20 protein-coding genes are annotated in these 22,325 nt (G+C 70.5%); 9 read left to right on the top strand and 11 right to left on the bottom strand.

What is annotated here, in order from left to right; all coding sequences use genetic code 11:
* Nucleotides 1–35: 35 nt before the first annotated feature.
* The 4 genes from JYK17_RS00750 to JYK17_RS00735 are packed head-to-tail and all read right to left on the bottom strand — an operon-like array spanning nucleotide 36 to nucleotide 4,315.
* Complete coding sequence (locus tag JYK17_RS00750) at nucleotides 36–1,238, bottom strand: FAD-dependent monooxygenase (RefSeq protein WP_128803820.1); 1,203 nt, start codon at nucleotides 1,236–1,238, stop codon at nucleotides 36–38.
* Nucleotides 1,239–1,270: 32 nt separating this feature from the next.
* On the bottom strand, nucleotides 1,271–2,089 hold the full coding sequence (locus JYK17_RS00745; protein ID WP_164932314.1) for an enoyl-CoA hydratase-related protein: 819 nt from the start codon (nucleotides 2,087–2,089) through the stop codon (nucleotides 1,271–1,273).
* On the bottom strand, nucleotides 2,086–2,982 hold the full coding sequence (locus JYK17_RS00740; protein WP_108009658.1) for a fumarylacetoacetate hydrolase family protein: 897 nt from the start codon (nucleotides 2,980–2,982) through the stop codon (nucleotides 2,086–2,088). Before JYK17_RS00740 ends, JYK17_RS00745 begins: the two co-directional genes overlap by 4 nt.
* 19 nt (nucleotides 2,983–3,001) lie before the next feature.
* Nucleotides 3,002–4,315 carry a CaiB/BaiF CoA transferase family protein gene (locus tag JYK17_RS00735; protein ID WP_108009656.1) on the bottom strand — a complete coding sequence of 438 codons (1,314 nt, stop codon included), beginning with the start codon at nucleotides 4,313–4,315 and terminating at the stop codon, nucleotides 3,002–3,004.
* A 167-nt stretch (nucleotides 4,316–4,482) separates the two neighbouring features.
* On the opposite strand from JYK17_RS00735, the gene JYK17_RS00730 reads away from it, so the two are divergent.
* The 5 genes from JYK17_RS00730 (at nucleotide 4,483) to JYK17_RS00710 (ending at nucleotide 9,645) form a co-directional block, all read left to right on the top strand.
* A complete protein-coding gene (locus JYK17_RS00730) occupies nucleotides 4,483–5,736 on the top strand; it encodes a DUF3500 domain-containing protein (protein ID WP_108009654.1) in 1,254 nt (417 codons plus the stop codon).
* Nucleotides 5,737–5,863: 127 nt separating this feature from the next.
* Nucleotides 5,864–6,613, top strand: a complete 750-nt coding sequence (locus JYK17_RS00725; protein WP_108010160.1) for an IclR family transcriptional regulator — start codon at nucleotides 5,864–5,866, stop codon at nucleotides 6,611–6,613.
* Nucleotides 6,614–6,785: 172 nt separating this feature from the next.
* Entirely contained in the window at nucleotides 6,786–7,178 is a 393-nt protein-coding gene (locus JYK17_RS00720) for a nuclear transport factor 2 family protein (protein WP_108009652.1), read from the top strand.
* 7 nt (nucleotides 7,179–7,185) lie between these two features.
* A complete protein-coding gene (locus JYK17_RS00715; protein ID WP_108009650.1) occupies nucleotides 7,186–8,178 on the top strand; it encodes an amidohydrolase family protein in 993 nt (330 codons plus the stop codon).
* Nucleotides 8,179–8,211: 33 nt separating this feature from the next.
* A complete protein-coding gene (locus JYK17_RS00710; RefSeq protein ID WP_108009648.1) occupies nucleotides 8,212–9,645 on the top strand; it encodes an aldehyde dehydrogenase family protein in 1,434 nt (477 codons plus the stop codon).
* A gap of 106 nt (nucleotides 9,646–9,751) precedes the next feature.
* Here the strand turns inward: JYK17_RS00710 and JYK17_RS00705 are convergent, their stop codons facing one another.
* Nucleotides 9,752–11,239 (bottom strand): MFS transporter, encoded by a 1,488-nt coding sequence (locus JYK17_RS00705; RefSeq protein WP_108010158.1) that lies wholly within the window; start codon nucleotides 11,237–11,239, stop codon nucleotides 9,752–9,754.
* A gap of 147 nt (nucleotides 11,240–11,386) precedes the next feature.
* Between JYK17_RS00705 and JYK17_RS00700 the strand changes: the two genes are divergently transcribed.
* The gene (locus JYK17_RS00700) at nucleotides 11,387–11,992 is read left to right on the top strand and encodes a TetR/AcrR family transcriptional regulator (RefSeq protein WP_108009646.1); all 606 of its coding nucleotides are present in this window, start codon (nucleotides 11,387–11,389) and stop codon (nucleotides 11,990–11,992) included.
* A 91-nt stretch (nucleotides 11,993–12,083) separates the two neighbouring features.
* Here JYK17_RS00700 and JYK17_RS00695 read toward each other — a convergent pair whose 3' ends face one another.
* Nucleotides 12,084–12,566, bottom strand: coding sequence for a MarR family winged helix-turn-helix transcriptional regulator (locus tag JYK17_RS00695; protein ID WP_164932315.1), 483 nt, complete (start codon nucleotides 12,564–12,566; stop codon nucleotides 12,084–12,086).
* A gap of 71 nt (nucleotides 12,567–12,637) precedes the next feature.
* On the opposite strand from JYK17_RS00695, the gene JYK17_RS00690 reads away from it, so the two are divergent.
* The 3 genes from JYK17_RS00690 to JYK17_RS00680 all read left to right on the top strand — a co-directional run bounded on the left by JYK17_RS00690 (nucleotide 12,638) and on the right by JYK17_RS00680 (nucleotide 15,252).
* Complete coding sequence (locus JYK17_RS00690) at nucleotides 12,638–13,456, top strand: SDR family NAD(P)-dependent oxidoreductase (RefSeq protein ID WP_128803825.1); 819 nt, start codon at nucleotides 12,638–12,640, stop codon at nucleotides 13,454–13,456.
* 25 nt (nucleotides 13,457–13,481) lie between these two features.
* Nucleotides 13,482–14,318, top strand: coding sequence for an SDR family oxidoreductase (locus JYK17_RS00685; protein ID WP_164932316.1), 837 nt, complete (start codon nucleotides 13,482–13,484; stop codon nucleotides 14,316–14,318).
* Between the two features lie 91 nt (nucleotides 14,319–14,409).
* A complete protein-coding gene (locus tag JYK17_RS00680) occupies nucleotides 14,410–15,252 on the top strand; it encodes an SDR family NAD(P)-dependent oxidoreductase (protein WP_234547448.1) in 843 nt (280 codons plus the stop codon).
* 92 nt (nucleotides 15,253–15,344) lie between these two features.
* On the opposite strand, the gene JYK17_RS00675 is transcribed toward JYK17_RS00680, so the two are convergent.
* The 5 genes from JYK17_RS00675 to JYK17_RS00655 form a co-directional block, all read right to left on the bottom strand.
* On the bottom strand, nucleotides 15,345–17,117 hold the full coding sequence (locus tag JYK17_RS00675; protein WP_206660212.1) for an ABC transporter permease: 1,773 nt from the start codon (nucleotides 17,115–17,117) through the stop codon (nucleotides 15,345–15,347).
* Between the two features lie 5 nt (nucleotides 17,118–17,122).
* Complete coding sequence (locus JYK17_RS00670) at nucleotides 17,123–17,860, bottom strand: ABC transporter ATP-binding protein (RefSeq protein ID WP_108009636.1); 738 nt, start codon at nucleotides 17,858–17,860, stop codon at nucleotides 17,123–17,125.
* On the bottom strand, nucleotides 17,857–18,390 hold the full coding sequence (locus tag JYK17_RS00665) for a PadR family transcriptional regulator (protein WP_128803827.1): 534 nt from the start codon (nucleotides 18,388–18,390) through the stop codon (nucleotides 17,857–17,859). The genes JYK17_RS00670 and JYK17_RS00665 overlap by 4 nt, the downstream gene beginning before the upstream one ends.
* A gap of 563 nt (nucleotides 18,391–18,953) precedes the next feature.
* Nucleotides 18,954–20,477, bottom strand: a complete 1,524-nt coding sequence (gene exaC / locus JYK17_RS00660) for an acetaldehyde dehydrogenase ExaC (protein ID WP_128803828.1) — start codon at nucleotides 20,475–20,477, stop codon at nucleotides 18,954–18,956.
* A gap of 540 nt (nucleotides 20,478–21,017) precedes the next feature.
* On the bottom strand, nucleotides 21,018–22,313 hold the full coding sequence (locus tag JYK17_RS00655; RefSeq protein ID WP_222809540.1) for a GAF domain-containing protein: 1,296 nt from the start codon (nucleotides 22,311–22,313) through the stop codon (nucleotides 21,018–21,020).
* Nucleotides 22,314–22,325: the final 12 nt, after the last annotated feature.

Below are 22,325 nucleotides of genomic sequence, written 5' to 3'. Positions count from 1 at the left end.
TTCCCGGGGAGGTTCCCTGCGGACTGCGGTGTCGCTCACGGCCCCACGGAAGCCAGCTTCGCACGTGCGGCAGCGACATCGTCACGGACGTCGTGGCCGAACAGCCAGGCGTTGGCGCGCAACGGGCTCGGGCTGGCCGGATCACCGAGGAAGGCATCGCGCCGCTGCTGTTCCGGTCCGTCGGGGAGGTGGAACGTCGTGGCGTTGCGGAACGAGGCGTCCTGGACCTGCCGGATGCGTGGCACCCGGATGCGGGAGTAGGCCGACAGCACCCGGTCGAGGCCGAGGGCCGGTGCGTCGGCGACCAGGGCGCTGAGTACCGCCGCGTCCTCGAGCGCGAGGCTGGCGCCCTGCGCGAAGAAGGGCAGGACCGGGTGAGCGGCGTCGCCGAGCAGAGCGACCCGGCCGAAGTCGAGTCGGTCGCGGACGGGACGGTCGTACAGGCCCCACAGGGTGACCGAGTCGGTCGCGTCGAGTATCCGCCGCACCCGAGGGTCCCAGCCGGTGAACGCCCGGCGGACGTCGGCGATGTCGCCCGGTGAGCTCCATGCCTCCGTCTCCTGGCGGGAGGTCGGCACGATGGCGACGAAGTTCAGCAGCTCGCCGCCGCTGATCGGGTAGTGGACGAAGTGCCGGTTCGGGCCCAGCCAGGTGTTGTGCGACTCGCCGGTCTCCGCGATCAACTGCCGGGGAGCGAAGCCTCGGTAGGCGGCGAAGCCGCTGGGGCGGGCAACCGTCGATTCCCCGAGGGCGGCCGCCGCGGCGGAGCGCGTCCCGTCGGCGGCGATCACGAGATCGGCGCGCTCGACCGTGCCGTCCTCGAACGTGACGGTGACGCCCTCGTCGTCCTGGACGAGACCGCTCAGGCGCTTGCCCAGGTTCAGGGTGCCGGGCCGGAGGCCGGTGGCGAGCGCGTCGAGCAGATCCGCGCGGTGCATCGCGACATAGGGGGCTCCGAAGCGTTCGACCGCGACCGGCCCCAGCGGCTGCTCGCTGATGGTGCTGCCGTCCTGCCATCGGCGCAGGTGCAGTGTGGGCGGCTGCACGCTGCCGGGTACCGCGTCGATGCCCCACTCGTCGGTGAGCAGGCGGTGGGAGTTCGGGGCGATGATGACCCCCGCGCCGACGGGCGTCACGGCCGACGCCTGTTCGAACACCGCGACGTCCAGGCCGCGTTGCTGGAGACCGAGGGCCATCGCGGTCCCTCCCACTCCGGCACCTATCACGACGATGTGCATCAGTACTCCCGCTGGTTGTCGGTGTCGGCCCGTCAGCGGCCGGTGAAATGGGGTGTCCGCTTCTCCAGGAACGCGGTGGTTCCCTCGCGTCGGTCCCCGGAGGCGGCGCAGCGCGCGATCTCGGCCTCGGCGCGGCGTGTGATCTCGTCGTGGTCCGGCGCGATGCCTGCCGTACGGCGCACTGCTGTGATGGCGGCTTTGGCCGCCCGGACCGAAAGGGGCGCGTTGGCGGCGATCGTCGCCGCGAGTCCGTCGACGACCTCACCCAGCCGCTCGGGCTCTACGACACGATCCAGCAACCCCATGGCCAGGGCCTCGGCGGCGGGGACACGGCGGCCGGTGTAGAGCAGGTCGGCCGCGGCCGAGGGCCCGACCGTGTGGACGAGGTCGGCGGTTCGCGCCAGTGGATAGCCGATGCCCAGCCTGGCGGCCGGGATGCTCAGCACCGTGCGGGTGTCGGCGCAGCGCAGGTCCGCGTGGAGCGCGACCGCGACGCCGGCGCCCAGGCAGTGGCCGTGAATGCGGGCGATCAGCGGGACGGACAAGTGGGCGAGGCGGGTGAACAGCCTGTCCAGCGCCGCGTCGAAGCGCTCCTGTGCCTCTTCCCTCCCGGCGCCGAACTCGCTCTCGCTGAGGTCGGCCCCCGAGACGAACGCTTCCTCGCCCGAGCCGCGCAGGACGACGACGCGGACATCGGGGTCGGAGTCCAGGGCGTGCAGGGCCGCGGAGAGATCGAGCATCATCGACACCGACAGCGCGTTGCGACGGGGCGGGTTGCTGATCTCGATCGTGCCGACGCCGTCGTGCACCCTGGTCGTGATCGCCGGTTTGCCGGTGGTCGTGGCCGTCACCGGGGCACCTGCTCGGTGACGTAGCGGTTGCGCAGCGAGCCGATGCCCTCGATGCGCACCTCGAACTCCGAACCGTCCGCGAGCCACAGTGGTGGTGTCCGGGCGGCCCCGACGCCTGAAGGGGTCCCCGTCAGGATGAGGTCACCGGGCTCGAGCGTCATCACCGTGGTGATGTAGGCGATGAGTTCGGGAATGCCGAAGAGCAGCTTCGCCGTCCGGTCGTCCTGGACGACCTGGCCGTTGAGCAGCCCGGTGATCGCGAGATCGGGGCGGGCGCCGCCCAGCTGTTCGGCGGGCACGACGACCGGCCCGAGCGGAGTCAGGGAGTCCCACGCCTTCCCGGCCGTGCGCTGGCCGGTGTGGACCTGGTAGTCGCGTACCGAACCGTCGCCGGCGGCGGTGTACCCGAACACCACGTCGGCGGCGTTCCCTGCGACGACCCGGCGGGCGCGTCGGCCGATGACCACGGTCAGTTCGCTCTCGTAGTCGATCTGGTCGGACTCCGGCGGCAGGGGCACGTCGCTGTAGGGGCCACTGAGGCATGTGTGCCACTTGGGGAACAGGTCCGGATGCGCGGGGCCGTCGGTCCGGCCCCCTTCGTGGACGTGGTCGAGGTAGTTCTGGCCGACGCAGATGATCTTTCCCGGCCGGCCGACCGGGCTCAGCAGTGCCCGGTCGGGAGCGTCGAGCGGGTCTCCGGCCGTGATGCGCGACGGATCGCCGTCGGCCGCCTCCAGCAGAGCGGGCAGGTCCGGAAAACGCCGGCCGTCGACGAGTGCGATCGCGGCGGCGGGATCGGCGTCGCGGCGCAGAACGACGAGGGGCCCGTCGCCGGTCGCGGTCCGTGCGAGCCCCAGGCCGTCGGACCAGTCGACGGCGGAGTATGCGGTCATTGCAGTGTCTCCTGTCTCATCACGGTGTCTCCAGTCTCATCGGGTCGTGGCGGGGGAGACCGGGCCCGGTCGACGCGTCGGCACCCGTCGGGACCGGTCGCTGGTCGACGTGGCCCGTTCCGACCGAGGACGCGGCCACCACGCCGGCCTCGATCAGGGCTTCGACGCGCTGTTCGTCGTAGCCGAGTGAGGCGAGGACCGTGCGGGTGTCCCGGCCCAGTTCCGGCGCCGCTCCCCGCGCCCGGGGTGCTCCGTCGGAGATGATCGGCGTGTTGACGATCGTCGGCTGACCATGGCGGTCCTCGTCGTGGACGAACAGTCCGCGCGCGAGGAACTGCTCGTCGCCGACGATGTCGCCGATCCCGTTCACCGGCCCGCACGGCACCCCGGCCGCCCGCAGGGCCGCCATCCAATGGGCACGGTCGGCGGTGACGAACTGCTTCTGCAGGATCTCCGCGAGGGGCTCGCGGTGCACGAAGCGTTCGTATTCCGTGGCGAATCGCGCGTCGCCGGACAGGTCGATGCCCAGCACCCGGCACAGCGCCGTCCAGGCGCGCTCGACCGCACCTATGACCAGCGTGTTCCCGTCGGCGCAGCGGAAGGCCTCGTAGGGTGCGGCCAGCCGGTGCGCCGTGCCGAGCGGCCCGGGCTGTACCCCCGTCGCGAGGTAGTCGGCGACCTCCCACAGCGACCACGCCGCCACCGAGTCGGCCAGGGCTACGTCGATGTGGGCGCCGCCGCCACCGGCCCGGGAGCGCAGCAGAGCGGCGAGCACGCCGATGGCTCCCCACATGCCGGTCCCGACATCGGACACGGGAAAGCCCGCCTTCGCCAGCCGGCCGTCGGGCGAACCGGTCACCGACATGAGGCCGCTGTACGCCTGCGCGATCAGATCGATGCCCTTCGCGTCGCGCATCGGTCCGAACTGCCCGAAGCCGGAGATCGAGCAGTAGACGAGGTCGGGGCAGTCGTCACGGAGGTCCTCATAGCCGAGCCCGAGCCGGGCCATCGCTCCGGCGCGGAAGTTCTCGACGAGGACGTCGCTGCGCCGGGCCAGGTCGCGGACGATCTCTCTGCCCTCGTCCGACTTCAGGTCCGCCGCCAGGCTGCCTTTGTCGCGATGGATGAGATCGAAGGGCAGCGGTCTTTGTCCGGGCCCCATCCGCCGCGTGCGCATCGTGTCGCCGCCCACCGGCTCGACCTTGAGCACCTCGGCTCCGAGGTCGGAAAGGATCGTCGTGCAGTAGGGGCCGGCCAGGGCGCCGGTGATGTCCAGAACACGTACGCCTTGGAGGAACGGAGGCCCGTTCGGACGGCTGGTGGATGTCGTCATCGTCTCCCGACCTCTCGCCTATTGGTCCACGATGCGGACCACTGGACTGCATTGCGATCCTCTGGCAAATTAGGTCGGGCGTTCCGGAGGCGTCAAGAGCGGCGTGCCGGTGGACGCGTCAGGGTTCGGACGGGTCGTCGTAGTCCCGTCCTCTGGCTGGAGGTGACATGGCCGGCGATTTCAGGGATCACGTTTTCCCGCTGGACCACCCGCGGTTGGCGGCGTATCGGTCGTGCGACCCGCGCAGCTACGTCGACGAGATGCGTCAAGTGCCCGCGGTCGACGAGGCGTTGTCCGGCTGGACCGAGCTGTTCGAGAAGACCCGGTTCAAGGGCGTCACCACCGACGGGTACGTGCGACCGGGCCTCTTCGAGCTGGGGCCCGACGAGGCCGCGCCGACGGGTGCGGCGGTGGCGGCCGCCGAGGCGCTGATCCGCTCCCTGAGCCCCCAGGAGCGGGAGGCGACCGTGCACCCGCTGGACAGCAGGGTGTGGCGCGCGTGGATGAACCCCGAGTTCTACCTGAACCGCTTCGGGATCCGCCTCGAGGAAGTCGACCGTGCGGTGCGGAACCGCGTCTTCGATCTGGCCGACGCGTCCTTGAGCCCCACCGGCGCACGGACGGTCCGTGACGTCATGCACGTCAACAAGTTCCTGGGCGAGCTGGTCGGCCTGCCACGCATCCTCAACGAGAACAGCTACAACCTCAATCTGTTCGGAACGCCCTCGGCGTCCGAGCCGTGGGGCTGGAATCTGTGGGGCCATCATCTGGCTCTGAACTGCCTGTTCGTCGGCGGCCGGCAGGTGTTCACGCCGGTCTTCTTCGGGGCCGAGCCCAACCGCGTCGACCGCGGCGAGCGCGCGGGGCTGACGCTCTTCGGGGAGCAGGAACGGGCGGGCCTCGCCCTCGCGCAGAGCCTCACGGACGAACAGGCCGGGCGTGCCGTGCTCTACCGGCACAAGCGGGACCCGGCGATGCCTCCGGGCCGACTGCACCCCGGCGACGAACTCCACCTGGGCGGCGCCTTCCAGGACAACCGCGAGATCCCCCTGGAGGGAATCCCCGCCACGGGGCTCGACGGGATGCAGCGGCGGCGGCTGCTGGAGATCGTGCAACTCTTCCTCGCCTACCAGCCGGACGGCCCCCGCGCCGCGCGGATGCGGGCGGTCCGCCGCCACCTCGACGAGACGTACTTCTGCTGGATCGGCGGCCGCGGGCACGACGACCCGTTCTACTACCGGATCCAGAGCCCGGTCGTACTCGTCGAGTTCGACCACCACGCGGGGATCTTCCTGGCCAACCCCGAGCCGGAGAAGTTCCACACCCACACCCTCGTGCGGACGCCGAACGGCAACGACTACGGAGTCGAGCTCGTCCGGCGGGCGACCGGCGGCGCGGGTCTCCTTGACGGTCCCGAATGAGAGTCGAAGAATGACGGCCGGATACACGGAACGCAGCGAGTACGAGCCAGTGACCATCGCGTTGACGAGCGTGCGCGGTGATCGAACGGAGGACACCGTGCCAACCGCCGGGAGACGTGGCACGGCCATGCGCAGCGTGACCACCGCGCTCCAGGTCCTCGAAGCGGTGGCGGTCGACCAACCCGTCGGGCTCAGCGCGCTGGCCCGGACCCTCCGACTGCCCAAAGCCACGGTGCAACGCAGCCTGGCCACGCTCGCCGAGGCGGGTTGGATCGAGCCGTACGAGGACACCGGTCGCTGGCAGGTCGGGGTGCGGGCCTTCGTGGTGGGCAGCGTCGTCAGTTCTCGCGGAGGGCTTCGATCGGCAGCGCTGCCGGTCATGAAGGCCCTCAGTGCCGAGGTGGGCGAGACCGTGCACCTCGTGGTGCCCTCCGGTCGCGACGCCGTCCTCGTGGAGCGGATCGACAGCCCACGGCCACTGCGCGCGGTGGTGTCGCTGGGCACCCGCGGCGCGTTGCACGCCACGTCCAACGGCAAGGCGATCCTGGCCTCGCTTCCGTCCGAGGAAGTCGAGGCTTACCTGGCGGAGGGCCTGGCGGCCACCACCAAGCGGACCATCGTCGACCCCGCCGTACTGCGTGCGGAGCTCGCGAGGATCACCGAGCTCGGTTACGCGGTCTGCCACGAGGAGATCGAGGAAGGCGTCGTCTCCGTCGGCGCCGCGATCCGGCAGGGTGGCCACACCGTCGCTTCACTGTCGATCTCCGGGCCCGCGAGCCGGATGCCCGACGAGCTGCTCGACGACTACGGCAAGAAGGTCCACCGGGCCGCGGAGTCGATCTCCGGCGCCCTGCCGGCGCGATCCGACCTGACCTGACCTGGCCTCACCTGGCCTGACCTCACCTGACCTGGCCTGATCCGACCCCAGGTACTTCTCCACTCCTTCCCGACCGACCGTCCGCCCCGGCACCACGGGGCGGTCGTCGGCGACGCCGTATCCACCTCGGGAGCGTTCCACCTCGGGAGCGCATCCACCTTGGGAGGAAGACATGACCGACGCATCCTCTGTCCCGAACGAGGTCGCGGCCTACGACGACGCATGGCAGAAGGCCATGGGCGCCGGAGACATCGCGACGCTGCGCAAGCTGCTGCGACCGGACGCAGTCGTCGTCCACCACGACGGCCGGTTCGAGACCGGTCGCGCCTACCTGGACCGGAACGAGCAGAGCGACGGACCGCGCATCGTCGAGTTCACGATGACCGAGGGGCCGAGCCTGCACTTCGACCACACCGCCGTGATCACCGGCAAGATGCAGGCCACCGTGGCCCGCGGAAACCAACGACGCCCCTTGGTGGCCAGCGTGACGCGTACCTGGGTCCGGGACAGGTCCGCAGACGGCTCCGGCTGGAGTCTCGTCGCCACCGCGTCGAGCGGGAGCTGAGGCCAGGATGAGGATCATCGCCCTGGAAGAAGCGTTCCGGATCGCCCCGCCCCGGTCACCGGACGTGCCCCCCGGCGGCCGGCCGATGAGCGCGGTGGAGCGCGTCATGCAGCCCGCCATGCTGACCCATGTCAGGCAACGCATCAGCGACTTCACCGAGTACCGGATCCCGGACATGGACGAGCACGGCGTCGACGTGCAGGTTCTGTCCCTGGGATCGCCCGGCGTGCAGGGTCGGACGGACGCGGTTGCGGCGGTCGACGACGCGCGGCGCGCCAACGACTTCCTCGCCGAGGTCATCGCCGCGCACCCCACCCGTTTCGCCGGGCTCGCCGCGCTGCCCCTGCAGAACCCCGACGCCGCCGCCAAGGAACTGCGGCGCGCGGTCGTGGAGTTGGGGCTCAGCGGCGCACTCGTCAATGGCCCGACCCTGGGTCACTACCTGGACGAGCCCCGCTTCGACCCGGTCTGGGCCGAACTGGAACAGCTGCGCAAGCCGCTCTATCTGCACCCCCATCCGGCGCCCGCCGACGACGCGTGGAAGGTGCTCGACGGCCACCCGGAACTCGGCGGTGCCATGTACCGCTGGGCATCCGACACCGGAGCCCACGCGATGCGCCTGGTCTTCGGGGGTGTCTTCGACAGGTTCCCGGGTGCCCGTCTGATCCTGGGGCACATGGGGGAGTTCCTGCCCTTCCAGCTCGCCCGGTTCGACTCCATGGCGCAGAAGATCAAGCTGCCTCGTGAACTGACGAAGCTTCCCTCCGAGTACCTCCGGCAGCGCCTGGCGATCACCACCAGCGGCGTGTGCTCACCGGCCGCGCTGATCGGTGCCGTCCACGCCCTCGGCATCGACAACGTCATGTTCGCCATCGACTACCCGTACGAAGAGACCGGCCCGGCCGTGCGGTTCCTGCACGAGCTGGCTCTGGCGCCCGCGGACAAGTGCAAGATCGCCCACAGCAACGCCGAGCGCCTGCTGGGCCTGGACCCCGTCTGAAAACAGCACCCGCACCGTCGAAGGAGTACAGCAATGACGCTGACCACACCTGACCACGCCCCCGACGCGGGACCGGTGTTCGAACGCCTGGAGCCGCTGACCGGCAAGGTCGCGAGCACGGCGCCCGCGATGACCGTCGCCGAGGCGACCGCCGCGGTCGACCGGGCCGCTGCCGCCTTTCCCGAGTGGTCACAGACCAAGCCCATCGAACGCAGGCGGCTGCTCCTGCGGGCGGCCGACCTCCTCGAGAAGCGCGGGCCGGACCTGCAGCGGCTGCTGACGTCCGAGGTGGCCGCGACCGGCCGCGCGATCGGTCACAACATGGCTATCGGGGCCAACAACCTGCGCGAGGCCGCGTCGGTGTGCACCCGGATCAACGGCGAGGTGATCCCCTCCAACCTCCCCGGCGTCTTCACCATGAGCATCCGTCGGCCGCTGGGCGTGACGCTGGGCATCGCGCCGTGGAACGGGACGATCTCGCTGTCGACGCGTTCGGTCGCGATGCCGCTCGCGTGCGGCAACACCACGGTCATGCGCGGGTCCGAACTCAGCCCGGCCACCCATCTGCTCATCGGTGAGGTCTTCGCCGAGGCGGGCTTCCCGGAAGGGGTGGTGAACGTGGTCGTGAACGCACCCGAGAACGGCCCGGACATCGTCCGCGCGCTCGTCGCTCACCCCTCCGTACGGCACGTCAACTTCACCGGCTCGTCGAAGGTCGGCAGGATCGTGGCCGCCCTGGCGGGCGAGCACCTCAAGCCGGTGCTGCTCGAACTCGGCGGGAAGAACTCGATGATCGTCCTGCGGGACGCCGACCTCGACCAGGCCGTGTCCGCCGCGACGATGGGCAGCTTCCTCTACCAGGGCCAGATCTGTATGACGACCGGCCGGATCCTCGTGGAGGCGCCGGTCGCCGACGAGTTCGCCCGCCGGCTCGCCGAGCGCACCGCCACCCTGAGGGTGGGCGACCCCCGGCTGGGCGAGGTCGATCTGACGTGCCTGATCGGCGAGGAACAGGCCGTACGGGTGAAGGAACTCATCGACGACGCGGTGTCCCGCGGTGCCACCCTGCTGACCGGTGGCGGACGCGACGGGACCTTCATCCAGCCGGCGGTCCTCGACCATGTCGACGCGGGCATGCGCATCTACACCGAGGAGACGTTCGGGCCGGCCGCGTGCATCACCCGGGTCGACAGCGCCGAGGAGGCCCTCGCCATCGCGAACGACACCGCGTACGGCCTGGCCGGCTCGATCTTCACCAGCGACATCACGCTCGCACTGGAGATGGCCGGCCGCTGGGAGAGCGCAAACGTGCACATCAACGGCTCGACGTTCGCGGTCGAGTCGCATGTGCCCTACGGCGGCGTCAAGGACAGTGGCTACGGCCGGTTCGGCGGCGCCGGGACGATCAACGAGTTCACGTACCTGCAGACCGTGACCATCAACCGCGATCAGCACTTCCCCCTCTGAGACGCCCCTGACGGGCACCGGCCCGGACCCGGCCTGTGGTGGCCGGGTCCGGGCCGGTGCCGGTTGCGAACCGCTGGGCGCGGTTCGTCGGACCGGACGTGGACGCTCAGGAACTCACGGGCTCCGCGTCGGGCGCGGTGTCGTGGCTGCGGCTCCGGTAGAGCAGCCCGGTGCAGAGGGCGCCGAGCCCGAAGATGCCCGCCGCCCACCAGAACGCGGTGGTGTAGCTGTGCAACTGCGCCTGGGCGAGGACCGACTTGCTGGGGACTTTGCCCTTCAGGTAGGAACTCACGGCACTGGTGGCGATGGTGTTGAGCAGGGCGGTGCCGATGGATCCGCCGATCTGCTGCATCGTGTTGGTCGCGGCCGACGCCGCGCCGGCGTCGTCGCGGCCCACTCCGGCCGTGGCCGTGCCGAGGGCGGGCGGCACGACATGTCCCAGGCCGAGGCCGATCACCAGCAGCGGCGGCAGGACGTGCGTGTTGTACGAGGTGTCGAGGCCGATGTTGGTCAGCCAGACCATGCCGACGGCGGCGAGGGCCATGCCCGTGGGGACCGCCACACGTACGCCGACCTTCGTAACGGTGAGGTTGGTGGCGAGCTGTGCGGAGATGACGATTGCGGCGATCATCGGCAGGAACGCGACACCGGTGCCGACCGGCGTGTACTTGAGCGACACCTGAAGGTAGTAGGTGAGGAAGAGGAAGATGCCGAACATGCCGGAGGCCGCGACGAGGATCGCCGAGAACGAGGCTGCGCGGTCGCGGTCGTTCAGGATGCGCAGCGGCAGCAGCGGGTTGGCGGCACGCGCCTGCCAGAAGCCGAACGCCGCGACGAGCACGAGGCCCAGGACCAGGAAGCCCCATGTCATGGCCGAGGACCAGCCGTGCGTATCGGCGTTGCCAAGGCCGTAGACGATGCCGAAGAGTCCTGCGGAGACCAGCAGGGTGCCGGGAATGTCGAGGCGGGCCGTGTCGTCGTGGCGGCGCTTGTCCAGCAGGAGCACGCCTCCGATGACGGCGATGACCGCGAAGACGAGGTTGACGTAGAGGGTCCAGCGCCAGTTCAGGTGCTCCGTCAGTACGCCGCCGAGCAGCAGGCCGATGGCGCCGCCCGCGCCCGCGATGGCGCCGAAGATGCCAAAGGCCCTGGCGCGCGGTTTGCCCTCGGGGAAGGTGATGTTCAGCAGGGAGAGGGCCGCGGGTGCCAGTACGGCACCGAACACGCCCTGGAGCGCTCGACCGCAGACCAGGAGCGTGAAGCTGTCGGCGGCACCGGCCAGGGCGGACGAGACCGCGAAGCCCGTGGCGCCGACGAGGAAGACGATCTTGTGGCCGAGGAGGTCCGCCAGGCGTCCGCCGATGAGCAGCAGGCTGCCGAACGCCAGTGAATAGGCGGTCACCACCCACTGCCGGTCCGCGTCGGAGAATCCGAGGTCGCGCTGCGCCGAGGGGAGCGCGATGTTCACGATCGTGGCATCCAGGACCACCATCAGCTGGGCGACGGCGATGACGGCGAGGATCCACCAGTGACGCGGGGCTGCCCCGTCGTCCTGTGATGCTGCCGACTGGGTTTGCGGTGTGTCGATGGGCATGAGTGGGCGCTCCCGCGCGGAGAGGGTTTCGATGGACACGGCGATAAGGCGGCCATGATCAGGCCGCTAGACTTCATTTCATCGCGTGATGAAATTTAATTCTGCGGTTGATGAAATGCGCTGTCAACCCGCGCCAGGAGGTGCACGATGTCCACACGCCCCCCACGCGGCCGCCGCCCGGGCGATGCCCGCGCCAAGGAGGCGATCCTTGACGCGGCGCGCCGTCAGTTCGCCGAACTCGGCTACGACCGGGCCTCGTTGAGACGGATCGCGGCGGACGCCGAGGTGGATGCCGCGCTCGTCTCGCACTACTTCGGTTCCAAGCAGCAGCTGTTCGCCGCCGCGGCGCCCTTTCCGATGGACCCCGAGGAGGTGCTGGCGGACCTGCTCGGCGGGCCGCGGGAGACGATCGGGCAACGGCTGGCCCAGCACGTCCTGCGGCTCACCGAAAACACGGAGGGGCGTCAGAAACTCACCGGCCTGATGCGGGCGGCCGCCTCGGAGGAAGCGGCCGCCCGCATGGTCCGCGACCGGATCACCGGAGCCATGCTCCTTCCGCTCGCCAAGGGACTGGACGCTCCCCAGGCCGAGCTGCGCGCGGCTCTGGCCGCCTCACAGATGGTGGGCCTGATCATGGCGCGTCATGTGGTGGGAGTGCAGCCGCTGTTGGACAGCGGTACGGACGTCCTCGTCGCCGCGATCGGCCCCGTCCTGCAGCGCTACCTCACGGAGCCCATCGCCGGAATGGACTAGGGCAACCAGGAAGGTGCGCCCAACTGGATTTGCGAGGCCGCAAGGGTCGGCTCATCCCGGCGGCAGGCGGTCGGGCTCCGTCGGAAGCGGGTCAGCCGGGCTGCGGAGGCGTCCAGCTCGGCAGGTCGTCGATCACTTGGCCCAGCAGCTCCCGCAGCTGGTGGTAGCGCGCGTCGCCCAGGGACCGGCGGATGTGTTGCTCCAGGTCGCTGACGATGCGTTCGGCTTTGGTGAGTTCCGCCCGGCCGGCGTCGGTCAGATGCAGTTCCTGGATATTGCGGTGGCGCGGGTGCGGGCGGCGCTCGACGAGCCCCTGGTCGGTGAGCTTGCCGACCAGCAGGGCCACCGCCTGCGGGGTGACGCCGATGAGACGGGCGAGTTCCGCACCGGTCAGACCGGGGGTGGTCTGCAGGCTGATCAGGACCGAGTAATGGGACCCGGGCACGCCGACGTCGCGCAGCGGGCGTTCCTTGGCGGTCTGCAGGTTCAGGTCGGCGCGGCGCAGTGCCCAGGCCACGCGGGCGAATACGTCCTCGCCGGTGGGGGGCGCATCCGGGGCCGGTCTGTCACTCATGAGGGTCAGCGTACAGCCATTGGCGAATGTCAAGAACTTGATGACACTCAACCAATTGCTATGGTGGGAGCATGGCTACACGTCCTCTCGCCCTGATCACCGGTGCCAGCAGTGGCATCGGCGCCGAACTCGCCCTGACCTTCGCCGACCGCGGCTACGACCTCCTGCTGCTCGCCCGGAACCGTGACCGCCTGGAGCGCGTCGCGGCCGAGGCCGAGAAACGCGGCGCCGCGGTGGAGACGTTCATCGCCGACCTCGCCACGCCTCAGGGCCTGGCCTCGGCCGCCGAGCGGGCCGCGAACGGCGACGTGGACCTGCTCGTCTCGAACGCGGGCAACGCCGGGTACGCACCGCTCAAGGACGTACCCGCCACCGACGTGGACGGGCTGTGGCGGCTGAACGCGACCGCGCCGGTCACCCTGGCCCACGCCGTCCTGCCCTCACTGCTGGCCAAGGGCGAGGGCGGCATCGTCACGGTCGCCTCGCTGCTGGCGTTCAGCGCAGGGATGCGGTCCTTCACCTCGGCCAACGCCACCGCGCCCCTCACCATGCCGCCGCGCACCCTCTACGCCGCGGCGAAGTCCGCCACCGTGGCATTCACCCGCACTCTCGCGGGCGAACTGGCGGGGACCGGTGTCAGCGCCACCGTGGTCTGCCCCGGCCGGGTCGCGACCGAGTGGTCGGCCGGCCGGAACCAGAACGGCGCGGACATCATGTCCGCCCAGGACGTCGCCACCGCGACCGCTGTCGCTGTCGAGCGCGGCGACACCGTCTGCGTACCCGGACTCGCACATCCCGAGCTGCTGGAGCAACTCCTGGAAGTCGAGTCCGCCCTGGTGCGAGACGGCAACCGAGCCGTGCTCGCCGACCGGTACCAGACCCGCCCCTGACCACACGCGGCAGAAAGGCAAGCCCTTGATCGCGATCACCGCCGCCGCAGGCACCACCGGCCGCCACATCCTGAGCGCACTGCACTCGGCCGGTCTCCCGGTACGCGCCCTGGTCCATTCCCCCGAACGGACCGAACGTGTACGCGCGTTGGGCGCCCAGGAGGTCGTCGTCGCCGACCTCACGCACCCGGGGGAGGTGCAGACCGCTCTCGAGGGATGCACCGCCGTCGTCCACATCGGGCCGCCCATGCACCCGCGGGAGATCACCATGGGCCAGAACGTCATCGACGCCGCCCAGCGGGCCGGCGTCGAACACGTGGTGCAGATGTCGGTGACCCACCCGCAGCTGGAACCCCTGCTGAACCACCAGTCCAAGCTGGCCGTGGAACAGCACCTGCTCGCCTCGCGCCTGCCGTTCACGATTCTGCAGCCCATGCACTACATGCAGAACGTACGGGTCGCCGACTGTCTGGCCACCGGCCGCTTCGCCCAGCCGTACTCGCTGGACCGGCCGCTGTCGTTCGTCGACCTCGCCGATGTCGGTCAGGTCGCCGCGACCGTCCTGACCACCCCGCAGGAACACCTGTGGGCGACGTACGAACTGTGTGGCACCGACACCCTCACCGGACACCAGGTCGCCGAGATTCTCAGCGACGTCGGCGGCACTCCCGTCCGTGCCGAACTGGTCCCCCTCGACGCCGTGCTCCCTGAGCACGCCCCCGACTACACGATCGACGGCTTCACCCGGCTGGTGAACCAGTACGACCGCTACGGCATTCTCGGCAACCCCAACGTGCTGCGCTGGCTCCTGGGCCGCCCGCCCACCACGTTCGAGCAGTACGTGCGGCGCGAACGCGACTGACCGGCCTCCCCACGTGCACAACCGCTGCTGACGTCCGACGTCCCCCACCTGACGCCTGCCTGGGCAGGCACGAGCCATGAGGAGCACCACCTTGGAGACAGAGACGCACTCCCCAGCCGTCCGTCCCGGCACCGCCGTGGTGACGGGCGCCTCGTCCGGGATCGGCGACGAGTACGCGGCCCGACTCGCCGCGATGGGCCACGACCTGGTCCTGGTGGCCCGCCGTACCCACCGTCTGACCCGGCTGGCCGAGCGTCTCCAAGGCGAGTACGGAGTACGGGCCGAGACGGTGACCGCCGACCTCGCCGAGGCGGACGACCTGGCGAAGGTCGCGGAACGGGTCGCGGGCCCCGACGTCACGCTGCTCGTCAACAACGCCGGCATCAACGGCTACGGCCCCTTCACCGAGGTCGACCCGCAGCTGCAGGCACGAGTGGCCGCCGTCAACGTCACCGCGCCGACGGTGCTGGCCCGGGCCGCACTCCCGGGGATGATCGAGCGGGGACATGGCGCGCTCATCAACGTGGCCTCACTGCTGGCCTTCTCCGGTGGCATGCCCACACGCCCGGGCATGGGTCGTGCCGTGTACGCGTCCACCAAGAGCTACCTCGTCACGTTCTCGCGGATTCTCGCGGGCGAACTGGGCGCCGATTCGCCGGTACGCGTACAGGTCGTCTGCCCCGGATACACCGCCACCGAGTTCCATCTGACCCAGGGCGACCGGCCGGTCGACGGGGACACCCCGATCGCCGAGGGCGACGGGATGTCCGCGCCGGACGTGGTGACCGCCTCGCTCGCCGCGCTGCGCACGGGGGAAATCGTGTGCATTCCCGGTCTCACCGACCCTGCGGCCCTCGAACAACTGGGCACCGCCGAGGCAGAGATCCGCACCGCGATGGGCGGGCAACTCGCCTCGCGTTATCAGGACGCGTGACGCGACAACAAGGCAAGTGGAGTCGGGCTTTTCAGGACGGGTCGTGGGAAATCACGAAGCCGGCCGTCTCGGCGGCGCCGGCAACCGGTGTCTCAGACCGTCCCGACGCCGAGGGCCTCCGTCACGGAGCGGCGTGCGGCGAGGCGTGCCGGAACCGCTGTCAGTGCCACGGTCGCCAGGAGCGGGGCCAGTGCGGCGGACAGGAGCAACCAGGCCGGTGGATAGGAGGGTTGGTCGGAGACGAGGGGGAGGAGCAGCAGCAGTGGCATGCCACCGAGGACGCCGAGCAGGGCCGGCAGGAGCTGGGCGAGGGAGAGTCCGGCGGTGATCTGGGCGGGAGTGGCGCCGAAGGTGCGGGCGACGGCCATGGTGGGCCGTGCCTCCAACGCGGTCGTCCAGGTGATCGTGACCGTGTTCACCAGTGCGAGGACGGCCATGACGACGGTGAGAGCCAGCAGAACGTGCCGACCGTGGACCATCCGCAGATCGGTCAGTGTCGTTGCACCCAGGTCGTATCCCTGTGTCCGGTCGGCGTAGACCAGGAGCAGGAAGGTGATCCCGGTCTGCGTGGTTGCCGTGCCGCACGCGTGCAGGAAGGCGCGGCCCGGACGGCGGGCGACGAGGCGTACCCCGAGCAGGAGGGACGTCGGCAGCACTGCGGACACCGCGGTCGACCGGGGCCGGTGCCTGGGCGTGCGGGCCGGGTCGGCGAGCGCCTTGACCGTAGCGGTGCGCAGGGCACGCAGGGTCGGCGCGAGGGTGGTGAGCGTCGCCGTGGCCAGCGCGAAGACAGTGGTGATGACGGCGACCGTGCCGGTGGGAGCGGTGCTGGTGGAGATCAGCCCGGCGCCGGGGTTGGTGAGCGCGCCCGAGGTCAGCGTTGCGGCTGTCAGACCCAGGGCGTCGGCGATAAGGGCCAGGGTCAGGTACTCGGCGAACAGGACGGTGGCGACGAGGCCGGGCGTGGCGCCGACGGCCTTGAGCAGACCCATTCGCCGGGTCTGGGCGGCGGCACGTCCGGCGGCGAGGGTGGCGACTCCGGCGACGGCCACGAAGCCGAGCATCCAACTGCCCATGACCAGGATGGTCTGCAGGCCGCGCAGCATGAGGGCGTCATGCTCGGCGATGCGCTGCCAAGTGAAGAAGTTGACGGGGGCTGCGGGGTCGCGGTGGGAGTCGGCGAACGCCTGGGCGGCGTCGGGGTTACGCAGCTTGAGGTAGAGCAACGAGGTGGTGGGCACGTGTGCGGAGACAAGCGGGCGGGTGTCCGCCTCGTCCAGCCAGACCAGTCCGCTGTGGTCGGTCGGGCCACTGCCGGGGCCGCTCATCGTTGCCCAGGGATAGATGGGACTGGCCGCGGTCACGGCGATCCCGACGACCGGCAGGGCGCGGCCCGCGACGCCTACGCGGTCTCCTACACGAATACCGAGGGCGGCGGCGAAACCGCGCTCGACCACGACGCCCCCAGGCCGCACCCAGCGTCCCGACGTCACCAGCGGGCGGTCGATCGGACCGGGCCTGGCGTCGGCGCTCTGCGCCACGGTGCGCACGGAGGAGCCCTGGGTGGTGAGCGTCGTCGAGTAACGCTGGTACGTCCTGCTGTGGGCGACCACTCCGGGCGCGTTCCGGAGAGACCTGAGCGCCGACGGGGCGGTGCCGTCTCCGTTCACGACCGCCACCAGATCCGGTCCGGCGGTCGCCGCGCGGGTGTTCTCGTAGAGTGCGTCGGTCGCCCGGGACAGCGAACACCCCAGCGCCAGCACGGCGGTTGAGACGGTCAGCGAAAGAAGGAGCAGCAGGGCCTGGGCGGGGTGCCGCCGCACGTCGGCCACAACAAGGCGCAGTACGACCAGGGAACGGCTCACGGCGTTCAGTCCTCCCATCCGGCGAGGCCGCCAAGTCCGCCGACGCTGCCCGCCAGTTGGGTGTCGTCGACGAACCTCCCGTCACGCATCGTGATGAGCCGGTCCGCGCTCGCCGCGACCCGCTCGTCGTGCGTGACGATCACCAGGGTCTGCCCCGCGCCGCGCAGGTCCTGGAAAAGGCGCAGCACGTCGAGCGTCGCCGCGGTGTCCAGGTTGCCGGTCGGCTCGTCCGCCAGCAGCACCAGCGGTTCGTTCGCCAAGGCGCGGGCCATGGCCACCCGTTGGCGCTGTCCCCCCGACAACTCGCAGGGCAGATGCCGGGACCGGTCGGCCAGTCCGACCTGCTCCAGCAGCAGACGCGCACGGCGTCGCGCAGCACGCGCGGACCGTCCCGCCAGCAGCGCGGGCAGCTCCACGTTCTCCGCCGCCGTCAACTCCTCGATCAGATGGAAGGCCTGGAAGACGAAGCCCACGGAACGGCTGCGCAGCCGGGCGAGGGCACGCTCGCCGGCGGTGTCCGTCCGGTGGCCCGCCAGCCATGTCTCTCCGCGGGTGGGCCGCTCGAGTCCGCCCAGGAGATGCAGCAGTGTGGACTTCCCGCAACCGCTGGGCCCCATCACCGCCAGGGTCTGTCCCGTCGGCACCTCCAGGTCGACTCCGTCGACGGCGCGTACCAGGCTCTCGCCGCTGCCGTGCTCCTTGGACAGTCCCCGAACCCGCAACACAGCGTTGAACTCGCTCATTCTTCCTCGGATTTGTTCTCGAAGTTCGCCCAGACGCTGTCGCAGGCATCCAGCCACCGCAGATCCGCCTGCAGCCGCAACGCGATCCCTTCCAGCAGCAGTCCGGTGGTCGACCCCTCCGGTTCGCCCAGAACGGCCCGCTGCACTTCGTGCAGGCGCTGCCTCAGAGCGTGGCGCTGAGCGGCCACCAGCTCCGTTGGGTCGGCGAGACGGCCCGCGCTCGCCGTGGCGACTTTGAGATGGAACTCCACCAAGTCGGGTTTCGGCAGCTTCAGTTCGGACAGCCAGGCGGCCACCCGCCGCTGCCCGGCCTCGGTGAGCTCGTACACCTTGCGGTCCGGACGGGCCGGCTGACCGTCCGCACGGTGGTGGACGACGAGTCCGGCCTTCTCCAACCTGCCCAAGGTCACGTAGACCTGACCGGCGTTCATCGACTCCCCGAGCGGCCCCAGTGCCCGTCGCAGGCGGACGCCGAGGTCGTAGCCGTGCGCAGGCTCCTTCGCCAGCATCGCCAGTATCGCGTCCTGCATCCACCACCCCTAACGGCTAGGCATGGATAGCAGTTGGCCGAGACGACCGTCAACAAGAGGGGCCCGCCGGACGGGACGGCCATTGAGCCGGTGCGCGCACTGGTTAGCGGCCTGACGTCGCGCACGGACGCAGGAGGGCTATGGCTTTTTTCAGGAGTAGCCCACGCAGGGCCGGTCCGACCCCATGCCCGGTGACCAGGAGGAACCCGGCGGTCTGCGGGCCCTCATCGGCGGCGCGGGCATCCGCGCCATCCTCCGGTCACGGCCGCTCCCGTACCTTCTGACAGACAACGGGGCGGCCTCGGCGTGCGCCAGGAACGCTACGCCGCCGTCAGACAACTGCTGCCCTCCGTGGTCGGAGAAAACAAGGACCTTTTCGCGGTGCTTGGGCCAGGGGCTGGACAGCTGGACAACCTCTCGCGGCTGCCCGCCGCGGGAATGGCGGCCCGCATCGACTTCGGGGTGGCCCGCGGTGGACGGCAGTTGGGCACCGCGGTCGGAGTGTTCGCGCGTGGCCGGTTGCCTGGAGCACAACGACGTGTCCAGGCAACCGGCTTGAGGCTCTAGAAGAAACCGAGTTTCTGTGGGCTGTAGGAAACCAGCAGGTTCTTCGTCTGCTGGTAGTGCTCCAGCATCATCTTGTGGTTCTCGCGTCCGATACCGGACTGCTTGTAGCCGCCGAACGCCGCGTGTGCCGGGTAGGCGTGGTAGCAGTTCGTCCAGACACGGCCCGCCTGGATGGCCCGGCCCGCGCGGTACGCCGTGTTCATGTCCCGTGTCCACACGCCGGCCCCGAGGCCGTACAGCGTGTCGTTGGCGATCTTGATGGCGTCGTCGAAGTCGTCGAAGGAGGTCACCGAGACGACCGGGCCGAAGATCTCCTCCTGGAAGATCCGCATGCGGTTGTCGCCCTCGAAAATGGTCGGCTGGACGTAGTAACCGCCCTTCAACTCACCCTCGTGCTCGACGCGTTCACCGCCGGTGAGAACCTTCGCGCCCTCCTGCCGGCCGATGTCGAGGTAGGAAAGGATCTTCTCCAACTGGTCGTTGGAGGCCTGGGCGCCGATCATCGTGTCGGTGTCCAGGGGGTGCCCCGGCTTGATCAGTTCGGTGCGGGCGACCGCCGCCTCGATGAACTCGGCGTAGTTGCCGCGCTGGACGAGCGCCCGCGAGGGACACGTGCACACCTCGCCCTGGTTGAGCGCGAACATGGTGAAGCCCTCGAGCGCCTTGTCCCTGAAGTCGTCGTTCTGCGCCCATACGTCGTCGAAGAAGATGTTGGGCGACTTGCCGCCGAGCTCCAGGGTGACCGGCTTGATGTTCTCGGAGGCGTACTGCATGATCAGCCGCCCCGTCGTGGTCTCACCGGTGAACGCCACCTTCGCCACCCGCGGGCTGGACGCGAGCGGCTTGCCCGCCTCCACACCGAAGCCGTTGACGATGTTCACCACACCCGGCGGCAGCAGGTCCGCGACCAGGCTCATCCAGTAGTGGATGGAGGCCGGCGTCTGCTCCGCCGGCTTGATGACCACCGCGTTGCCCGCGGCGAGGGCGGGCGCCAGCTTCCAAGTCGCCATCAGAATGGGGAAGTTCCACGGGATGATCTGTGCGACCACGCCGAGCGGCTCGTGGAAGTGGTACGCCACCGTGTCGTCGTCGACCTCGCCCAGCGATCCCTCCTGCGCGCGGATCGCGCCCGCGAAGTAGCGGAAGTGGTCGATGGCCAACGGGATGTCGGCGGCCAGCGTCTCGCGCACCGGCTTGCCGTTCTCCCAGCTCTCTGCGACCGCCAGCTTCTCGAGGTTCGACTCCATCCGGTCGGCGATCTTCAGCAGGATGTCGGACCGCTCGGTCACCGACGCACGGCCCCAGCCGGGCGCGGCCGCGTGCGCCGCGTCGAGTGCGCGCTCCACGTCCGCCGCCGTGCCGCGCGCGACCTCCGTGAACGGCTGCCCGTTCACCGGCGAGGGGTTCTCGAAGTACTGCCCGCGCACCGGCGGGACGTACTCCCCACCGATGAAGTGGTCGTAGCGTGCCTGATAGGAGACGATCGCGCCGTCGGTCCCGGGCGCCGCGTAACGGGTCATGCTTCTCAGCCTCCTTGGCGGTGCCGCCCGCCGTTGGGCAGCTTCCGTCCGGAGGGTAGGGAGGGGGAGGTTGCAACTACGTTGCCTGCGGTGTTGGGGCAACACGTTGCCGTACGTCGCTGGGTGGGGATGACTGTCGTCGGTGGGGCCGGTGCGGGCGCGAGGCAGGTTCGTGCGGGCGTTGCGGTTGCTTGTGCGGGCGCGGGGCGGGCTCGTGCCGAGACGGGAGGCGGGACTGGGCGGGCAGGGGTAGGACTGGGCGAATAGGGGTGGGACTGACGGGCAGGGAGTAGGACCGCGCAGGCTGCGCTGGCTTGCGCGGGCGCGGCGGGCAGGCTCGCGGGCGTGGGCGGTGACTTGCGCGGGCGCGGGGCCGGATCGCGCGGACGTGATGCGGTCCGTGCCGACGTTTCGCAGTCCGTGCGGACGGGACGAGGTCCGGTGCAGACGTGGCGAGATTCAGCGCGGACGTGACGAGGTCCGGTGCGATGTGCGATGTGCGGTGCCGCCCGATGCGGTGCGCTGGGCCCGTTTGGGGCGCTACGTCGGCGTGGCTCCCCGGCGCCCCGTGGCACCCGGCCAGTCGGACGGTGCCGCCAACTCGCCCTCCAGGGCGGCCAGTCGGGACCTGACCGGCGCCGTCGGTCGGACCGCAGCGAGCGCCCGCCATACGTCGAGGTCGTCCTCGCCCCACGGCGAGTGTGCCCAGTCGGTCAGCAGGTCGGGGTCGCGGCGGGTGATCAGTGCCGTACGGAGGCCATCGGCGAGGAGGTGCCTGAGCCGCACCACCGCCGGGGCCTGGGAACCCGGCAGCAACGGCCCCGTGTACGCGCTCGCCGCCGCCGTGACCGCCCCGGCCTCCAGCCGTCGTTCCACGACGGCGACGTCGCTTTCGACAGGTGTCGTCAGCCGGTAGGGCCGCGACGCCAACAGCCCCGGGCTCAGCACCCTGCGCAGCCGCGCCAGTTCGGCTCGCAGGGTCACCGGCGTCACCGACTCGTCCTCGTAGAGCGCGCACAGCAACTCGTCGCCGGTCAGCCCCTCCGGGTGGCGGGCCAGCAGCACCAGGATCTCGCTGTGCCGTCGGCTGAGCCTGATCCGGCGCCCGCCGACGAGCAGTTGCGCCTCGTCCCGGCCCAGTGCCGTCAGCTCGGGGGTGTCGGCGGCGGACTGCTCCGGCGCGAGCAGCGCCAGTTGGGACTCGGCGGCGCGGGCGACCGCCTGCACGAAGCCCAGGCTGTGCGGATGCGCGAGCCCGTTCCCGCCGGTGATGTCCACTGCCCCGAGCACCCGCCCGGTGCGCGGATCGTGCACAGGAGCCGCCGCGCACGTCCAGGGCTGCACACGCCGGATGAAGTGCTCGGCCGCGAACACCTGCACGGGCCTGTCGACGGCGACCGCCGTCCCCGGCGCATTGGTCCCCACCGCAGCCTCGGCCCACCGCGCACCCGGCACGAAGTTCATCCGCCCCGCGTTTCGCCGGGTCGTGGGATGTCCCTCGACCCACAGCAGTCTGCCGTGCGCGTCGCACACCGCCAGCAGATGCTCCCCGTCGGCCGCGAACGTCCCCATCAGCTCACGGAACAACGGCATCACCCGCGCCAACGGGTGCTCGGCCCGGTAGCTGCCCAGGTCACCGTCGACGAGCTCCACACTCGCCGTGCCGTCCGGCCCCACGCCGGCCCGTGCCGAACGCCGCCACGACTCGGCCACCACCGAGCGCACCGGACGCGTCACCGTGCCCGCCTCGGTGAACGTCTCATGCGCGCGGCGCAGCATCCGCGCGTGTTCGGCGGGGTCGGCCCCCGGCTCGAGGGCCACCCACGGATCGGTCAAGTCGGCCTCCCG

Source organism: Streptomyces plumbidurans (genome assembly GCF_019857225.1).
GTDB classification, from domain to species: domain Bacteria; phylum Actinomycetota; class Actinomycetes; order Streptomycetales; family Streptomycetaceae; genus Streptomyces; species Streptomyces plumbidurans.
The sequence above is the reverse complement of the archived record's forward strand: the minus strand, read 5'-3'. Positions and strand labels throughout refer to the sequence as shown.